The sequence below is a fragment of the Microbacterium invictum genome, from assembly GCF_014197265.1.
GTDB classification, from domain to species: domain Bacteria; phylum Actinomycetota; class Actinomycetes; order Actinomycetales; family Microbacteriaceae; genus Microbacterium; species Microbacterium invictum.
Genome location: NZ_JACIFH010000001.1, coordinates 1,939,756 through 1,956,590, shown reverse-complemented (window position 1 = coordinate 1,956,590; position 16,835 = coordinate 1,939,756). Strand labels below are relative to the sequence as shown.

Genomic DNA, 16,835 nt, shown 5'->3' with positions numbered 1-16,835 from the left:
CATGCGCGTACTCGTCCACCTGAACAGCCTCGAACTCGGCGGCACCCAGATCAACGCCGTCGACTTCGCGGTTGCGGCGCGTGCGTTCGGCGTCGACTCGATTCTCCTCGGCGCGCGGGATACGGTACCTGCGGGGCCATCCCTGCTGGACTTCGCAGAGCGCCGAGGGATCGCAATAGAGACCTACGAGCCGAAGACGTCGATCCTCGCACGCGGCCGACAAGTGCGCGAGATCGCGAAGCGCCACCGTGCGGAACTTGTCCATGTCTATGGATCCTGGGGTGGAGGGGCGCGTCCGACGTATTGGGGTTTCGCGTGCATCGGGCGGCGCCCCTGGGTTCAGACGGTCTACGAAATGGAGGTGTCGCCGAAGATCAAACGGCATATGCCGCTGGTTGTAGGGACCGGCTATCTCATCGATGATCTGCGCGATCGGCCGGCCCCGACCATACTCATCAGCCCGCCGGTCGACACGGACGCGGATCGCCCTGACGTCGCATCGGGTGAGGTTTTCCGGACCGAATACGACTTGGAGGGCGATCTCCTCGTGATCGTCAGCCGTCTGGACGCGAGCATGAAGTCGTTGCCCATCGGCGTGGCGATCGAAGCGATGCGCGACCTCGCTGACGTCGCCACGCTCGTCGTCGTCGGCACCGGTGACGATGCACCCCGCCTGCGGGCGATGGCCGCACGCGTGAATGAATCAGTGGGGCGGGCAGCGGTTCGTTGCATCGGTGCTATGGCCGACCCGCGGCCAGCATATGCCGCTTCCGACATCATGCTCGGAATGGGGGGCTCGGCAGCACGTTCACTCGCCGCGGGTAAACCGCTCGTCGTGCAAGGCGAAGCAGGCTGGTCCCAGCTTTTCGAGGAATCCACTGCCGAAACGCTCGCTCGCAACAGCTACTGGAGCGCCGAGGAGGTGGTAGCGGCGGTGGAGCGACTGGTGGGAATCGTCCGCCCGCTGCTCGAGGACCCGTCTCGACGCAGCGAACTCGGCGACTTCGGCAGGCGTTTCGCTGTCGCACGCTTCGGCTTGACGGCAATGTCGCACCGACTCGCCGACTTCTACCGGGTCGCCGCCACGTCGTATGGAGCTCGCCGTTGGGTTGCAGACCTGGCGCCGGAAATCGGTATCATGCTTCGCAAAGTCGCTCGTCGAGCGGGTCTCCACGTGGCGGATGACGATGGGGTGTCTTCGTGAGCGACGACCGGGAAACAGCCCCATCGACAGCGGAGTCATGGGCCGTCGAGACTGCGATCGTCGCATCGATCGACACCGACGCGACTGTGCGTCCGCAAACGGACGTCGGTCGTGCCGCAACCGGCGGGGTGCTCTGGCTTACAGCTCAGAAATGGGTGGTCCGTCTCTTCAGCTTTGTCACGATCGCAATCCTGACCCGCTTGCTGGCACCGGAGGACTTCGGCACCCTCGCTGCGGCTTCGACGGTCCTTCCGTTCTTTTATCTCCTCGCGGACCTCGGCTTTGCCGCGTACATTGTGCAGGTTGCAAAGACGACAGAGCGGATGTTGAGCACGGCCTTCTGGTTCTCGCTCGTTGCGGGCATTGTATTGTGCGGTCTGCTCTGGCTCGGGGCACCGCTGATGGGCCAGGTCTTCGGCAACGAGACAGTGGCACCCGTGCTGCAGGCACTCTCGATTTGGGTCGTCATCACGGCGGTCGGCTCGGTGCCCACGGCGATCGTCCGCCGGCAGATGCGTTTTGCCGTCATAGCAGCACAAGGCGCCGCCGCGGCGGTCATCGCCCAGATCGTCGCGCTGATCTTGGCATTCACCGGGTTTGGGGTCTGGGCCCTCGTGGCACAGACCCTCGTGGGAGCGGCGGTATCGACGATTCTCATCTGGGTCACCGCCGGATGGCGGCCGCGGTGGTCGTTTGCCGGCACAGAGTTCGGCCGACTGTCGACTTTCGGTGGGAAGGTGCTTGGCGTCGAGTTCGTCGCAATGACGCGCGCTTGGGGCGAGGCGGCGATAACCTCCGCCGTGCTGGGAGCGGCGGCGCTCGGGTTCATGAGCGTGGCGCAGCGACTCGTGCAGATCGTGCAGGATCTCACCGGCAGTGCGATCGTCCCCGTCACGAACGTCGCGTTCGCGAAGGTGAGGGAATCCGCGGAGAGACTGCGCAGTTCGTATCTGCGTGCTCTCAGGCTCGTCTACCTGGTGCTCTCCCTCCCATTGACTTTGGTCGCAGTCGCGGCGCCGCTGATCGTCCCGATCTTGTTCGGTGCGGGCTGGAGCCAGAGCATCCCCGTTGCCCAGGTGCTTGCGCTCGCCGGTACGCTTTCGGTGGCGGCTTGGCTCGACCACGGATTGTTCTACGGCATCGGGAAGCCGGGTACGTGGTTTGTCTATGCTCTCGTGACCGATGCCGTGACGCTGGCGACCACGATGGTGACGGCACGGTGGGGCCTCGTCGCGATCGCGACAGGGTTTCTCGGGGTGGCGACGGTTGCCACGGTCGCGCGATGGTTTCTTGTCGGCCGAGCATTGTCGGTGCGACCCAAGGTGCTGTTGCGACCCTTCCTCTTCCTCATCTCGGTCGTCGCGATTGCCGGCGGAGCCGGCTGGGGAACCATGATGCTTACCGCCCAGCTCCCAGGAGTTCTTGCCCTGGTGCTCGTTGGCCTGACCGTCACCATCGTGCATCTGGCGGTGAGTCTGCTCACAGCCCGGCCCGTGCTCGTCGACGCGATTTCGATGGTCGCGCGCACTCGTCTAGGAGCGAGGCTGCCGCTGATAGCGCGAATCGGAGGTCAGCATTGATCGCTAAAGCGCGGGTTCACGCGGCGGCGGCGCTCTTCGGTGCCGTCGTCACATGCAGCGACTTTCTCCCGCCACGCATCCGCTACGGGTATGTGCACCGCATCACGCGGCGATTTCTCGCGCGACCGCTCGATTTCCTCCCGAGCGTCGTGAGGCTCTCCGAACCACGCATGCCAGCCATCGGAGCAGGCGAGGCGCCAGTGAGTTGCGCGCTCCTTACCGGTTCGATGGACGTGGGGGGCATCGGCTCGGTAGTGGAGATCCTCGCGGCGGCCCTGTCATCGGCCGGTCTCCGTCCGGTGATCGTCACAACGCACTCCGGAACACGAGCGGATCGTCTGCGCGGGCTCGGATTGAAGGTCGTCGTCGTCGGCACCGACCTCGACGCCCGCCAAGTGCTTCGTGACCTCGCGCCGTCGGTCATCCAATTGCATGGCGCGCCCGAGAGCCTTGAGGAAGCCGCGATCGCCTCAGGGATCCCGTTCATTCCTGTCTTGCACAACATGGAGATCCACCACTCACGGGCGCGATGGCGGCGTCTTGCCCGACTGCTTGCGGCGGCCCCCGCCGCCATCGCGGTGAGCGAGACGGTTCGCGCCTATCACTACAAGCAGTTGCCACCGTCGCTCGGCGACCGCATTCGCGTCGTAGGCAATGCGATTCCGGCGGGGGCGGTTACCCCGAGTCGCGAGCAGCGAGAGACGGCCAGGGCTCGACTTGCCGAAGTTCTGAGAACAGACCTGGGTGATGACGTCGTCTTCGTGTGTTTGGCCCGGTTTGATTCGCAGAAGAACCTGGCGGGCCTTGTCGCGTCGTTCCTGTCGTCGGTCGAGGATCGGAGCATCCGCCTCGTCGTGGCAGGCGAGCCATCAGATTGGGCGGAGGTCCGTCGAGCTGATGCGATCCGTCGCTGCAGTCGTCATGCCGGACGCGTCAGCCTGCTGGCATCCTCTGATGCGCGTTCATTGCTATCGGCAGCCGACGGATTTGTGCTCGATTCCTTCTTCGAGGGCTGGCCCGTGGCAGCCACTGAAGCGTCCGCGATGGGACTTCCCCTGGTTCTCGCAGACTTCGGTGGTGCTCGCGAACTCGTGGCGCGAGACCCCGCGCACTCCGTGCTGGTCGCTAACGCATGCGGTTCCGCCGAAGATGTTTCCGATGCCGTGGTCGCGAGGGCGCGACGGCGTAGTAGGCGGCAAGCGAATGCCAACGAACTCGGTGCGGCAATCACAGCTGTAGCCGCGCGCGTCCGCAACGGAGACCGGCCACCAACACAGCCGATTCACGCGCTCATGCATGAGATGACAGAGGGTCACGCCGCGTTGCTCCGCGAGGTCGCTGTCTCGATGGATGGGGCTACGGCTCAGGATCTAAGCGAGAAGGAGACCTCATGAGCGCGCTGACCGGATTTTCTGCCAAGGTGAAGCGAGCACGAAAGGTCGGACTGACCGGCATCGCTCAGCGATTGGCGCAACGGTTGTATCTGAAGACGGGTGCCGCGGAACTTTCGTTCAACCTCTCCTTCGAGGACATCCTCACCGCCGTCCCTGACTCGCTTCCCGTGCCTGAAGAACGACCGGAGAACGGAGCGATCCTGACGATCGCCTGGGTCTGCACCCCGCCGGCACCGGGCTCCGGTGGACATACCACGCTGTTTCGCATGGTCGAAGCGCTCGAACAGCGCGGCCACCGCTGCGTGCTCTACCTGTATGACAAGCATGGGCTGAACGTCAACGCCTGCGCCGACGTCGTCCGGGAACACTGGCCTCGCCTGCGAGCGGAGGTGCGGGACATCACGCACGGGGCCGGCAAGATCGATGCGATCGTCGCCTCGGGCTGGGAAACTGTCCACCTTGTGGCGCGTTATGCGGCAGGACCAGTGCGACGGCTGTATTTCATCCAAGACTATGAACCATTCTTCTATGGCCACGGTGCCGAGTATGAGCTCGCGGCGATGACGTATCGCCTGCCCTTCCGACGGATTGCTTTGGGGGAGATGCTGGACCACATGATCCGTGACCAGACCGGCGTCACCACCGATCTGGTGCCGTTTGGCTGTGACTCATCCGTATACGGTCCGCCTCCTGCAGGAACCCGCAGAAGTGGGATCGTGTTCTTCTCGCGCCCGGATTTCGCTCGGCGCGGCTATCAGATCGCTGCCGTCGCCTTGAGGCTTTTTCACCAGTCGCACCCCGACCAGGAGATACACGTCTACGGCGCCGCCCCACGCGGCCTCGACGTGCCCCACACTTTCCATGGCCGATTGACGACCGCGGAGCTCAATTCGCTGTACGGCCGGACCGTTGCTGGTCTGGCCATGTCGTTCACAAACATCACACTGGTGGCGGAAGAGATGCTCGCGGCCGGCAATATCCCGGTCGTAAACGATCTGGCGGCGGCCCACCTCGTGCTCGCGAATCCACATGTGCGTTGGGCAGACCCGACGGGGGAAGCACTCGCCAGTCAATTGGGTCAAGCGGTGTCCGCCGCCGATGTCGACGAGAGGGCTCACGAAGCCGCAGCATCGGTGGTCGGCCGCTCATGGGTACCCACTCAGGAAGCGGTCGTCCGAATCATCGAGGAAGAGGTGTACGGGGTATGACGAAGCTCGCGCCACACATCCTGATCATCGTGCAGAACCTGCCAGTCCCACTCGACCGGCGCGTTTGGCTCGAATGCCAGGCGCTCATCGCGCGGGGGTATCGGGTCAGCGTCATCTGTCCGAAGGGGCCTGGCGATCCAGCACGTCAGCACATCGACGGTGTCGACATATACAAGTACCGGCCCGCACCCGAGGCGCGAGGTCTTCTCGGTTTCGTCTGGGAGTTCGCATACAGCTGGGTGCGCACCGCATGGCTCACACTCGCGGCACGCCGCCGCGCACGCTTCGACATCATCCAGGCGTGCAACCCGCCCGACACCTATTGGCTGCTCGCCCTGCTGTGGCGGCCGTTCGGGGTGCGGTTCGTGTTCGACCACCACGATCTCAACCCCGAGTTGTTCATCTCGCGGTTCGGTCAACCCAACGGTGTCCTCAAGAACCTGGAGTATCGCGGGCTGGTGTGGCTCGAGCGTCGCACCTTCCGCGCTGCCGATCGCATCATCTCCACGAACGAGTCGTACAAAGCCATTGCTGTTCGTCGCGGTGACCGTCGGCCCGGCCACGTGACCGTAGTGCGCAGTGGCCCGGACACTGAGCAGATGCGTCCCATCTACCCTCAGCACCCGCATCCGGAGGGCACCATCAACCTCGCCTACGTCGGCATCATGGGTCCGCAAGACGACGTCGATCAGATCCTGCTCGTGATGGACGAGCTCGTCCACAAACGCGGTCGCACCGATATCAGGGTGAAGCTGCTCGGGTTCGGTGACTGCCTGGAAGATCTCAAGTCGCAGTCGACCAAGCTCGACCTCGACGCACACGTCACCTTCACCGGGCGCGTCGATCGGGTGGTTCTCGCCGAGCACTTCAGCGCTGCAGACATCGGGCTGAGCCCCGATCTGAATACGCCGCTCAACAATGTGTCGACCATGAACAAGACGATGGAGTACATGGCCTACGGACTTCCATCGGTGTCGTTCGATCTCACCGAGACGCGGGTGTCGGGCGACGACTGCGTGCAGTACGTCCCCTCGGGCGACATCGCGGCGTTCGCCGACGCGGTGGAGTCGCTGGCTGACGACCCGGGTCGCCGTGCTGAGATCGGCCGTCGGGCGCGTGAGCGGGTGGCAAGCGTGCTCGATTGGCGGCCGCAGGCCGAGGCCTATGTCGCCGTCTTCGACCAGTTGTCGGGGTACTCGCAGTCGGGTCCGGCAGTCCCGGCCGTCGATCAGGTCAGAGACGCCGACGCGGAGGGGCGACGATACGTTCCGCTCGGTGACGACATTGAGTTCGGCCGCTACCTTCGAGAGCGGAGGGCTCCATGACCCGGACGCACGTCCACGACCTGCTCGCACAGCGTGCCGCGTCGCATCCCGACGACCCGGCGCTGACCTACCAAGCGGTGACCCAGACGTATGCCCAGGCCTGGCAGGCGGCGTCGGCGGCGGCCGCACAGCTGCAGGCGATCGGGCTGGGCCGTGGCGACCGCGTCGCGATCTACCTCGAGAAGCGACTTGAGACCGTCGCCGCGATCTTCGCGACGTCGGCGGCAGGTGGCGTATTCGTGCCGATCAACCACGTGCTCAAGCCCGCCCAGGTCGGCCACATCCTCTCTGACAGCGGCGCCCGCATCCTCATCACCTCCACCGACCGGCTGGCGCAGCTTGCGACCGTGCTGGCCGGCACCGAGATCGCGCAGGTCGTCATCGTCGGCGACGCCGTGCCCCCGGCATCCGGAGACCACGGCGTGCACGGGTGGAACGACGGGCAGACCGCTGCCGGGACACCGTCCCCGTCGGCGGCGATCGACATGGACCCGGCGGCCATCCTCTACACCTCCGGAAGCACCGGCAAACCCAAGGGAGTCGTGCTGAGCCACCGCAACCTGATCGTCGGCGCCGAGAGTGTCAGCACCTACCTGCACAACACCAGTGCTGATGTCATTCTGAGCGTCCTGCCACTGAGCTTCGACGCCGGCCTCAGCCAGGTCACCACCGCGCTCGCCGTCGGCGCGCACTGCGTGCTCATGAACTACCTGCTGCCCCGCGACGTCGTGAAGCTGTGCGAGCGGCACGCGGTCACGGGACTCACCTGCGTGCCCCCGCTGTGGCTGCAGCTGGCCGCGGTTCCGTGGCCCGAAGAGACCGCCGGTCGGCTGCGCTACTGGGCGAACACCGGCGGGCGGATGCCGCGGCCGACCCTCGACGCCCTCCGTGGCATCTTCACCGAGGCCGCCCCGTATCTGATGTACGGACTGACCGAGGCATTCCGCTCGACCTATCTCGATCCCGCCGAGGTCGACCGCCGCCCCGGGTCGATCGGCAAGGCGATCCCGAACGCGGAGGTCCTCGTGCTGCGCCCCGATGGCACGCCGTGCGCGCCCGGTGAGCACGGCGAGCTCGTGCACCGGGGCGCCCTCGTCGCACTCGGCTACTGGAACGACCCGCAGCGCACCGCCGAGCGGTTCCGCCCGGTGCATCACCCCGGGCAGGACTGGCGCGCTCCCGAACTGGCGGTCTGGTCCGGTGACACCGTCGTGGCCGACGACGACGGGTTCCTCTCCTTCGTCGGACGCGCCGACGACATGATCAAGACCTCGGGCTACCGCGTGAGCCCGACCGAGGTGGAGGAGGCGGCGTATAGCACCGGCCTCGTCCGCGACGTCGTCGCGATCGGCGTCGATGACCCGGCGCTCGGCCAGCGCATCGTGCTGGTGGTGACGTCGGCGGGTCAGGGTCTGGACGAGGGTGCCGTGATCGCTGCGCTGCGTCCCCTGTTGCCGGCGTACATGCTGCCGGCGCGGGTCGACATCCGCGACGATCTGCCCCGGTCGCCCAACGGCAAGTTCGACCGTCCACGCATAGCATCAGAGGTATCGGCATGAAACCCCACGAACACGTCGCCTCATTCGGCACCGTCGACGGCGAACTCCGCCTCGGCGGAATGCCGGTCAGCAGAGTGGCCGCGCGGGTGGGCACGACCCCCTTCTTCGCCTACGACCGGGGGCTGCTCGACGCTCGCGTCGACCTGCTGCGCCGGCTGCTTCCGGCCCGCGTCGAACTGAGTTACGCCATGAAGGCCAACCCGATGCCGGCGATCGTGCAACACCTCGCCGGCCGGGTCGACCGCATCGACGTCGCCTCGGCGGGCGAGATGCAGCACGCGCTCGACTCGACGATCCGGCCCGACCGGGTGAGCTTCGCGGGGCCGGGCAAGACGCCCGCTGAAATCCGTCAGGCGGTCGCGGCGGGGATCATCGTCGAGGTGGAGTCGCCGACCGAGCTGCGCCGCGTCGTGGCCGCGGGGGAGGAGCTGGGCCTGCAGCCGCAGATCGCCGTTCGGGTGAACCCGGACTTCGCGGTCAAGGGCTCGGGCATGCGCATGGGCGGGGGACCCCAGCAGTTCGGCATCGACGCCGAGCAAGTTCCGGCTGCACTCATGGAGTTCGCCGGATCGGTCGATGTTATCGGCTTCCACGTCTTCGCCGGCTCGCAGAACCTCACCGCCGAGATCATCGCCGAAGCGCAGCGCCGCACCGTCGACCTCGTCACCGAACTCGCCGCCCACCTGCCGGGCCCCCTGCGCTACCTGAACCTCGGCGGCGGATTTGGCATCCCGTACACCGAGAAGGACCAGCCGCTCGACCTCGAGACCGTCGCCGCGAACCTTCACGACCTCGTCGACGGTCCGATCGCCGAACGCTTTCCCGAGGCGAGCCCGGTCATCGAGCTCGGGCGATTCCTCGTCGGCGAATGCGGCGTCTACGTCACGCGTGTCGTCGACCGTAAGGTCTCGCGCGGCAAGACGTTCCTCGTGGTCGACGGCGGCATGCATCATCAGCTCGCGGCATCCGGAAACTTCGGTCAGGCCATCCGGCGCAACTATCCCGTCGCCGTGGGCAACCGTGCCGCGCTGGTCGGCGCCGACGCCGTCACCGTCGTCGGCTGCCTGTGCACGCCGCTCGATCTGCTCGGCGACGACATCGAACTGCCCGATGCCGACATCGACGACCTCATCGTCATCTTCCAGCAGGGGGCCTACGGGCTCACCGCCAGCCCCACCGCGTTCCTCGGCCACCCCGCGCCGGCCGAAGTCCTCGTCTGACACAAAGGAGAATCGATGACCACCGATACCGATACCCTCGGCGCTGTGCGCGCCGTGCTGATCGAAGCCCTCGAGCTGTCGCAGCGCCCCGAAGAGCTGCAACCCGACACTGCCCTGTTCGGTGCGCTGCCCGAGTTGGACTCGTTCGGCGTCGTTGCCCTCGTCGGCGCAATCGAAGACCGCTTCGACATCACGATCGACGATGACGAGTTCGGCGCCGAGCTGTTCGAGACGGTCGGCTCGCTGCGCAGCTTCGTGGACGCCAAGCTCGCCTGACGGCGCCTGAGCGCACGGGAGGAGTGGCGCGATGGAACGACGGACCATAGCTGGGTTCGAGGCGGCGATACTGGGGCTGGGGACATCGCGGCTCGCGTCGATGGGTGCAGGTCGTAGCAGGGCCGATGCTCAACGGTTGTTCAACGTCGCCCGCGACTGCGGGATCAACTTTTTGGACACCGCGGATACATATGGGTCGACCGCTGCTGAACGCTGGACAGGCGAACTTACGGCTCAAGACACCCACCGATGGATAGTCACGACGAAGACCGGATTGCCCACAGTCGATCTGCCGGGCCCGTTTCGCGTTGTCAACCAACCGGCGAAGAAGTTGAAACAGGCGTTGCGCAACGAATATGTCCTGGACCCCAAACGTCTACGGCGGAGGATCGAACGGAGCTTGAACCGACTCCGCAGAGAGCGCATAGAAATATTTCTTCTCCATCTGCCGCCCTCGACGATTGTGAACGAGAAGGAGACATGGGAGGCGCTTCAAAGCGCGCAGAAGAGCGGACTCATAGCGGAATTCGGCGTATCGAGCGACGATCTGAACCTCATCCGGGGCGTCCACGGCGCGTGGGGGAGCACATGCGTCGAAACTGCAGTGAACCCGTCGAGTGCGGCTGGTAAGACCCCGGGTGCGCTGGTCGATTTCGAGGTGATCGCTAACCATGTCATGTGAGTATTTGAAGGGTTGAGGGCCAGTCGATATTGGGGTTCAGTGCCACTCGATATTGCGATTCAGGGCCGCCCGGTATTGCCGGTGAGCGCCACCCGGTGATGGCAACGCTCACCGGCGCCGGTCAGGCCGTCCTGGCGGTGTGTTCGCGCATGTTGGTGCTGCCGGTCTCGATCCAGATGGTGTTGTGGACGATGCGGTCCATGATCGCGTCGGCGTGGACTCCGCCGCCGAGGCGTTGGTGCCAGTCCTTCTTCGCGTACTGGGTGCAGAACACCGTCGAGGTGGCGTCGTAGCGGCGCTCGAGCAGCTCGAGCAGCATGCCGCGAACGCTGTCATCGGGGTTGTCGAGGAGCCATTCGTCGATCACGAGGAGCGTGAACGCCGCGTATTTGCGGAGCCACTTCTCCTTCCCCGCGGGCCGGTCGCGGGCGGTGGCCCAGGATTCTTCGAGGTCGGGCATGCGGATGTAGTGCGCCCGGTAGCGGTGCTGACAGGCCTGCTTCGCCAACGCCGATCCGAGGTAGCTCTTCCCGGACCCGGTGAAGCCTTGGAAGACGACGTTCTGCTGCCGGGTGATGAACTGGCAGGTGCCGAGTTGCGCGATCACCCCGCGGTCAAGACCCCGCTGCTCGAGCAGGTCGACTCGCCGCAGGTCCGCGTTCGGGTAGCGGAGACCGGCCCGCCGGATGAGGCCTTCGACCTTGGCGTGGGTGAAGGTGGCGTGGGCGTCGTCGACGGCGAGCTTGACGCGTTCTTCGAACGCCATTCCCAACGTGAGGCTGTCGTCCTGGACCTCGAACGCGTCGACCAGCGACGTCACCCCCATCTCACGCAGCTTCCGCTTCGTCTCCGAGTCGAGCCGGCTCATCGGATGTCACCGGCGTAGTAGTCCGCGCCGCGGACGTATCCGGTCGGCCCCGTAGTCGCGGGTTCAGCCCATGGGCTCCTCCCGTCGGGTTGGTCCTGGTTCGTCTCGAGGATGGGCCGCAGATGCGCGTAGCGCGGAGATCTCACCCGGGACGCGAGGGCGATCCCGGCGGCGGCTTCGACCCGAGCGGCGGAGTAGCGGCGGGTGAGCCGCAACACCGCCAAAGCCGCGTCCAGGCCCTGCTCGTCGACGGGCACGGACTCGAAGATCCGATTCACCACGATCGTGGTGTCCTCCCCGATCCGGCCCGCCCACTCGCGAACACGTTCGGCGTCCCATTGCCGGTAGCGGGGACCGTCGGGCAGATCGCTGTCGTGGGTGCGATACTCGTTCACCATCCCGACCGGAGCGAGCAGGTGGCTCGTCAGCCGCTCCTGCCCGGCGAAGATCTCGACCGTGGTGTCGGTGACCCGCAGATCAACACTCCGACCGATGTTCGGGTAGGGCACGGAGTAGAAGTTGCGCTCGAACACGACGTGCCCGTTCTTCTGAACCCGGCGCCGGTAGAACCACCTCGAGATCTCAAACGGGACCACCGGAAGCGGCCGCAGCAGCGGCTTCTCCTCCGAGTCGAACACGCTCAGCCTTGACCCGGCGCGCTTTTGGAACGGCTCCGCGTTGTAAGCGGCCACGCGTTCGTAGACGACCGCCCGCAACTCCGCCAAGCTCGCGAAGCTTCGGTCGCGGAGGGATGCGATCACCCAGGTCGCGACGTTCCCGACCGTGTTCTCGACACTGGCCTTGTCTTTCGGCTTCTTCACCCGCCCCGGGAGCACCGCCGCGGAGTAGTGCGCCGCGAGTTCCCGATACGCATCGTTGAGCACCACCTCACCTTCCGCCGGGTGCTTCAGCACCCCGGTCTTGAGGTTGTCCGGGACGACACGCGGGACACTCCCGCCGAACCAGTCGAACATCGACACGTGCGCGCGCAACCAGGCGTCCTGCTGCATGTCCAGCGTCGGCTCCACGAACGAGTAGCGGGAGAACGGCAGCGTCGCAACGAACAAGTAGACCCGCGTCTGCTGCCCGGTGACCGGGTCGGTCAGCTGCATCGTCTTGCCCGACCAGTCGACCTCGACCGTCTGCCCCGCCTTGTGCCCCACCCGCGACGCCGCCCCGGAGATGAGGACGTGCTGCTGGTAGGCCTTGCAGAACCTGTCGTATCCCATCGCCGTCGATCCCGCCGCCCGGCAGGCGTCGACATACTCGCCATGCAGCAGCTTCAGCGTCACCCCGACCCGCGCGAGCTCCCGGTGCACCCTGTCCCAGTCCGGCTGCGCGTGAACGCTGTCATGTTCACCACGACCAGGAAACAGCCGCGCATACACGTCCGCTTCCTCGAGCTTGGCGACGTCGTCCCAACCGATCCCTTCCCGGTCGGCGGCGTCGATGACCGCCGCCACACTCGTCCGGGACATGCCCTGCGCGGCGATCTGCCTCCCCGTGAACCCCTCCGCGCGAAGCCGAAGCACCAGCTTCGCCTTGATCTTGCGTACCATCCGAATCACTCCTTCTGCCGTGTGATTGGCCACGCGGCAGAAGGAGCCTAGGAACGGTGGCCCTCAACCCCAATATTCGGTGGCCCTCACCGACACGATCGCGTCGATGAGCGAGTGGCCCTGAACCGCAATATCAGTGGCCCTCAGAGGAGCGAATACTCAGTCATGGGTTTGATGGGAACGGTTGCGGGCGCAGAGACCGGCCGCGCACCAGAGCCAAAGTATTCCTTGCATCAGCGTCGTTTGCGTCTCGCAGCAGCCATCCCTGGGGTGCGCGTGGTGCTCACTGGAACGTCGAACCCGGAACACCTTCGAGTGAACGCATCCGCATTCGATGCCCCCGTGGCGCGACGGGATCTAGCGGGTTGAAGCGCCGTGGGTGGACTCGGCCAGATGCTCTCCCAGCCTGATCGCCAGCGCCACGATCGTCAATGTGGGGTTGGCATGCCCGGACGTCGGCATGACCGACGCTCCTGTCAGGTAGAGGTTGTCGATGTTGTGAACCTTGCAGTTGCGATCAACGACACCCCGAGTCGGGTCGTCAGACATCCGAGTGGTGCCGATGTGATGGGCGCCTGAATTGACATGAACCATGGCGTCTTCGATCGATCGTCTGAGCTCATCTTCGTCGAACACCAGCTTGCCAAGACCGGACGACCGCAGACGCACGTCGAGCAGTTTGTGCGTCCGAACAACGCTCTCGATGTCGAGTGCAGTTGATGACGGTGAGACTACAAGTCGTCGCATGCCTAGGTCATCGAGGCGTTGCCCAAGCGTCACTCGAGCATCGGCGTTCGGCACTTGTTCGGCTTGAAACTGCAGGTGATAGGAAGAGAGCCCATCTGCAGGAAGAACCGCGGGAAGACGTCGGGTACCAATGTACCGCCCGCTGAAAGCGCGGTAGAGCTCGGGCACGGCGCTGGGGAGATGGCGAAAGAACACCGCCGCGTGACTCTTGACCGACTCCTTTTCGTCACGGAGCAACGAGGCTGCTTTTGTGGGACGGCGTGCCGCAGCGAGCAACATCTTGACGAGATAGACGCCCGAGAAAAGCGCGCTTCGGTGTCCCGTCGCGCCGGTGGGCGGCCGGACGGGGAAGAAGACAGTATTCAACACTTGATGCTGCTCCTGAGCGTCCGGCGTGAACCAGATTCGCCGTCTGAAATAGACACCCTGAGCGTCTCGGTCGAACGCGACGTGCGCACGCGGAGAGCCGGGATTGAGCTGGACAGAGGCAAAGCAGCCGAATACATGCGTTTGGTAAAAGCGGTCGACACAATCGGTGGTGTTTCCGACGCCGGTCGGTGCGACGTCGTCGGCCGAAAGCAGGAGGCGTGCATTCTCTAATCCGCCGGCGGCGAGTACAAATCGGCGAGCGTACACCGCCCGGCTATCGTCCATGGTCCTGTTGACCACGATGTGATCAACAGATTGGCCGCTCGCCGCCAGTTGAATGTGTGTGCACGTCGCGTTGAGCAGCACACTGATCGAACTCGACGACGCCATGCGGCGACGGTAGCGTTTACCAAAATGCGTGGGGGGACTCCACCTCTCAAGCGGATAGGTCACGATGCCGTCGCCATCAAGCCCGGGGAAGAGCTCTGGCGTGGCAGAGCGCGCCATCCTCGCGTCGAAGGAGTACGTACCCGCCTCGCACAGGGTCATGGCCACTTTGAGGTAGCGGGTCAGATGTTCTCGTGGAAAAGGCCATCCGCTCAATGGCACCCAGGGGCGTTCTTCGAAATCCACAGCATCGAAGGGGATGCAGCGGCCGCCCCAAACAGCGGAGGCCCCCGCCCCACTGCCGACGCCGATTTTCGTCTAGGGGTTCATGGCTGTCGACCGGGTCGGCACTGCCTCTGTTGAAGTCCCGCGATCGTTCCGTCTCACGTACTCCGCCCGACTCGATCAATAGGACGGTATGCCCGCGCTCTTCGAGTTGAAGCGCGAGTGAGATGCCCGCCGGTCCGCCTCCGACAATGCAGACGTCGGAGTGCGGGAGCGTAGACGGAAACCTGCGGCGAGCGTCAATAATCACTTCTGCGCTCCTCTTTTGCGATCATCTCGATACCCGTGAGCGCACGTCCGAAGTGGTCTGTCACGTCGCGTCGGGTACCGAACACTCGAATGCCACGGCGAGCTTCCCTGGCCATATAGTACTGATAGTCAGACACCATCCCGCAGGCCTCCGAGCCCATCCCGCGCATCCTTGGTCAGGAGCACCGCCAGCTGTGACTCACGTGGACTCCCCGGAGCTTCCGGGCTTCATCGCCTCGACGGCGCCTCTGCCTGATTCGCACTTCGGGTCACCGATCGCGCGTGTCGCGGGCACCCAGTTCGCCGTAGGGTGCTGGGGCAGCCCGGCCGGGTTCTCTGAAGTCCTCGTCTTGTCACCCGTCGTTCGCACGTCGAGCGGGGCAGTGGAACTGATGGCTGTCGCTGACCAGATGCGCACTGGACCGGTGAACCTGACACGACTTCTTCCTCCGTTCGCAGCGATGCACCATGATCAACACGGCACAACGATGGTCGCCGACTCGATGGGGTTCCGGCAGCTCTTCCACACTGCACCCGGGGCGGGCGGCAACGCTGCTCTGTCGAGTTCGGCACTGGCTGCCGGACGTGCGCGGGGGACAGGGCTGGACAAGGTCGCGGTCGGGAACCAATCGCTACTGGGTTGGCAGCTCGGGCGACGGACGCTTTTCGAGGATGTCGAGAAGCTCGTCCCGGGGGCCGTCGCCCGCCTCGATAGTGGCCCGGTCGCGGTCGAAGACGGTGCACGCCATAGCCATGATCCCTTGGGGGTCGAACATGCGGTGGCGGAGGCAGCGACGCTGCTACGGACATCTCTGGCGGCTCTCCTAGACGATCACCCTGACGCCGTCCTGCAACTGACCGGAGGCCTCGATTCTCGACTCCTGCTCAGCGCGATCCCCCCGTCACGACGGCGCGGGCTGCGCGCGATGACGCTTGGCGTTCCGGGGAGCGGCGACGTCTCGATCGCCGCGAAGATCTCCGCGCGGTATGGGCTCGAGCATGACGTGCGAGACCTGGCGAGCGTTGACGGCGTGAGCCCTGCCGATGCCTGGCGCCTCTGCGTCGAGGCTTCTATACGGCTTGACGCGATGTCGGATCCGGTCGCGCTCGCCGCACTAGGTATCGGAGAGCGATCATTCGCGCAGGGTGTGCGCATCTCGGGGCTAGGTGGCGAGGTTGCGCGTGGCTTTTACTACGTCGGAAGGGTCGTGGACCGTTCGTACACGAGAAAGGACGCGTCACGCCTCGCGTCATGGCGGATGTTCGTGAACGAGTCCGTCGAGCCTGGACTGCTGACCGACGAGTTCTCCGCATGGGCGCGCGACGCAGCCGAAGGGGAAGTATTCGAAGCGCTGCAGGCGGGTGGCGACGAGTGGTTCCGCGCGACCGATGAGCTGTATCTGCGTCACCGGATGCAGCGCTGGGCGGGAGCCACTGACACAGCCGTTAGCGCACAACGGATCGTGATCAATCCCATGCTCGATCGCGGTTTCCTTGAGATCGCGGCGCGGCTGAGTCCGCAGGACAAAGCAGGTTCGCGTTTCCTCGCGTCGTTGCAGATGGCACTCGACCCTGAACTCGGTGCCATGCCGCTCGACGGTAGGCCTGCGCCGGCAGCCTATGCAGACCCGTCGCCATGGCAGCCTGTCGCACAGACGCTGAGCACAGGCAAGCGCTTCGTGCGAAAGTCACTTCAGCGCGTGCGCCGTGGTAACCGACCACCTGCGGGAGGGGACATCCTCGCGGCAAAGGTCGTCACTCACTGGCGCGCGAATCCGGATCTCCTGTCCACGCTCGCGTCGCTGGACTTCATCGAACGCGAATGGATGGGTGCAATGCTCGCCGGGGATGTTGAACCGCGTCCAAGCTCTGTGGCCTTCCTCACCAACCTGGCCGTCGCGACCTCGGACATGTAGAGCATCA

The 16,835-nt window shown here is 65.2% G+C and carries 13 protein-coding genes and 1 pseudogene; 10 read left to right on the top strand and 4 right to left on the bottom strand.

Translation table 11 applies throughout. From position 1 onward, the window contains the following. Position 1 precedes the first annotated feature (1 nt). From BKA10_RS09255 to BKA10_RS09215, 9 genes are read left to right on the top strand one after another with little or no spacing between them, the layout of a single operon-like run. A complete protein-coding gene (locus tag BKA10_RS09255) occupies positions 2–1,204 on the top strand; it encodes a glycosyltransferase (protein ID WP_183499626.1) in 1,203 nt (400 codons plus the stop codon). Beyond that, positions 1,201–2,784, top strand: coding sequence for an oligosaccharide flippase family protein (locus BKA10_RS09250; protein WP_183499625.1), 1,584 nt, complete (start codon positions 1,201–1,203; stop codon positions 2,782–2,784). The genes BKA10_RS09255 and BKA10_RS09250 overlap by 4 nt, the downstream gene beginning before the upstream one ends. After that, positions 2,781–4,178 (top strand): glycosyltransferase, encoded by a 1,398-nt coding sequence (locus BKA10_RS09245; RefSeq protein ID WP_183499624.1) that lies wholly within the window; start codon positions 2,781–2,783, stop codon positions 4,176–4,178. Before BKA10_RS09250 ends, BKA10_RS09245 begins: the two co-directional genes overlap by 4 nt. Further along, entirely contained in the window at positions 4,175–5,386 is a 1,212-nt protein-coding gene (locus BKA10_RS09240; RefSeq protein WP_183499623.1) for a rhamnosyltransferase WsaF family glycosyltransferase, read from the top strand. The genes BKA10_RS09245 and BKA10_RS09240 overlap by 4 nt, the downstream gene beginning before the upstream one ends. Further along, positions 5,383–6,711 (top strand): glycosyltransferase family 4 protein, encoded by a 1,329-nt coding sequence (locus tag BKA10_RS09235; protein ID WP_183499622.1) that lies wholly within the window; start codon positions 5,383–5,385, stop codon positions 6,709–6,711. Before BKA10_RS09240 ends, BKA10_RS09235 begins: the two co-directional genes overlap by 4 nt. Then, positions 6,708–8,270, top strand: coding sequence for an acyl-CoA ligase (AMP-forming), exosortase A system-associated (locus BKA10_RS09230; RefSeq protein WP_183499621.1), 1,563 nt, complete (start codon positions 6,708–6,710; stop codon positions 8,268–8,270). The genes BKA10_RS09235 and BKA10_RS09230 overlap by 4 nt, the downstream gene beginning before the upstream one ends. Further along, the gene (locus BKA10_RS09225) at positions 8,267–9,490 is read left to right on the top strand and encodes a pyridoxal-dependent decarboxylase, exosortase A system-associated (protein ID WP_183499620.1); all 1,224 of its coding nucleotides are present in this window, start codon (positions 8,267–8,269) and stop codon (positions 9,488–9,490) included. Before BKA10_RS09230 ends, BKA10_RS09225 begins: the two co-directional genes overlap by 4 nt. A gap of 15 nt (positions 9,491–9,505) precedes the next feature. Next, on the top strand, positions 9,506–9,766 hold the full coding sequence (locus BKA10_RS09220) for an acyl carrier protein (protein WP_183499619.1): 261 nt from the start codon (positions 9,506–9,508) through the stop codon (positions 9,764–9,766). Between the two features lie 31 nt (positions 9,767–9,797). Then, positions 9,798–10,448, top strand: a complete 651-nt coding sequence (locus BKA10_RS09215) for an aldo/keto reductase (RefSeq protein WP_183499618.1) — start codon at positions 9,798–9,800, stop codon at positions 10,446–10,448. Between the two features lie 121 nt (positions 10,449–10,569). Here the strand turns inward: BKA10_RS09215 and BKA10_RS09210 are convergent, their stop codons facing one another. The 4 genes and pseudogenes from BKA10_RS09210 to BKA10_RS16905 all read right to left on the bottom strand — a co-directional run. Continuing rightward, positions 10,570–11,316 carry an ATP-binding protein gene (locus BKA10_RS09210; RefSeq protein ID WP_183498614.1) on the bottom strand — a complete coding sequence of 249 codons (747 nt, stop codon included), beginning with the start codon at positions 11,314–11,316 and terminating at the stop codon, positions 10,570–10,572. Beyond that, positions 11,313–12,875 carry an IS21 family transposase gene (gene istA / locus BKA10_RS09205; RefSeq protein WP_183498613.1) on the bottom strand — a complete coding sequence of 521 codons (1,563 nt, stop codon included), beginning with the start codon at positions 12,873–12,875 and terminating at the stop codon, positions 11,313–11,315. The genes BKA10_RS09210 and istA overlap by 4 nt, the downstream gene beginning before the upstream one ends. 357 nt (positions 12,876–13,232) lie before the next feature. Then, a complete protein-coding gene (locus BKA10_RS16910) occupies positions 13,233–14,624 on the bottom strand; it encodes a GMC family oxidoreductase (protein ID WP_366932109.1) in 1,392 nt (463 codons plus the stop codon). Positions 14,625–14,730: 106 nt separating this feature from the next. Further along, positions 14,731–14,913 (bottom strand): annotated as a pseudogene (locus tag BKA10_RS16905) (FAD-dependent oxidoreductase); the annotation flags it as partial. 382 nt (positions 14,914–15,295) lie between these two features. On the opposite strand from BKA10_RS16905, the gene BKA10_RS09190 reads away from it, so the two are divergent. Continuing rightward, positions 15,296–16,828 carry an asparagine synthase-related protein gene (locus BKA10_RS09190; protein ID WP_183499615.1) on the top strand — a complete coding sequence of 511 codons (1,533 nt, stop codon included), beginning with the start codon at positions 15,296–15,298 and terminating at the stop codon, positions 16,826–16,828. The last annotated feature ends 7 nt before the right edge of the window (positions 16,829–16,835 follow it).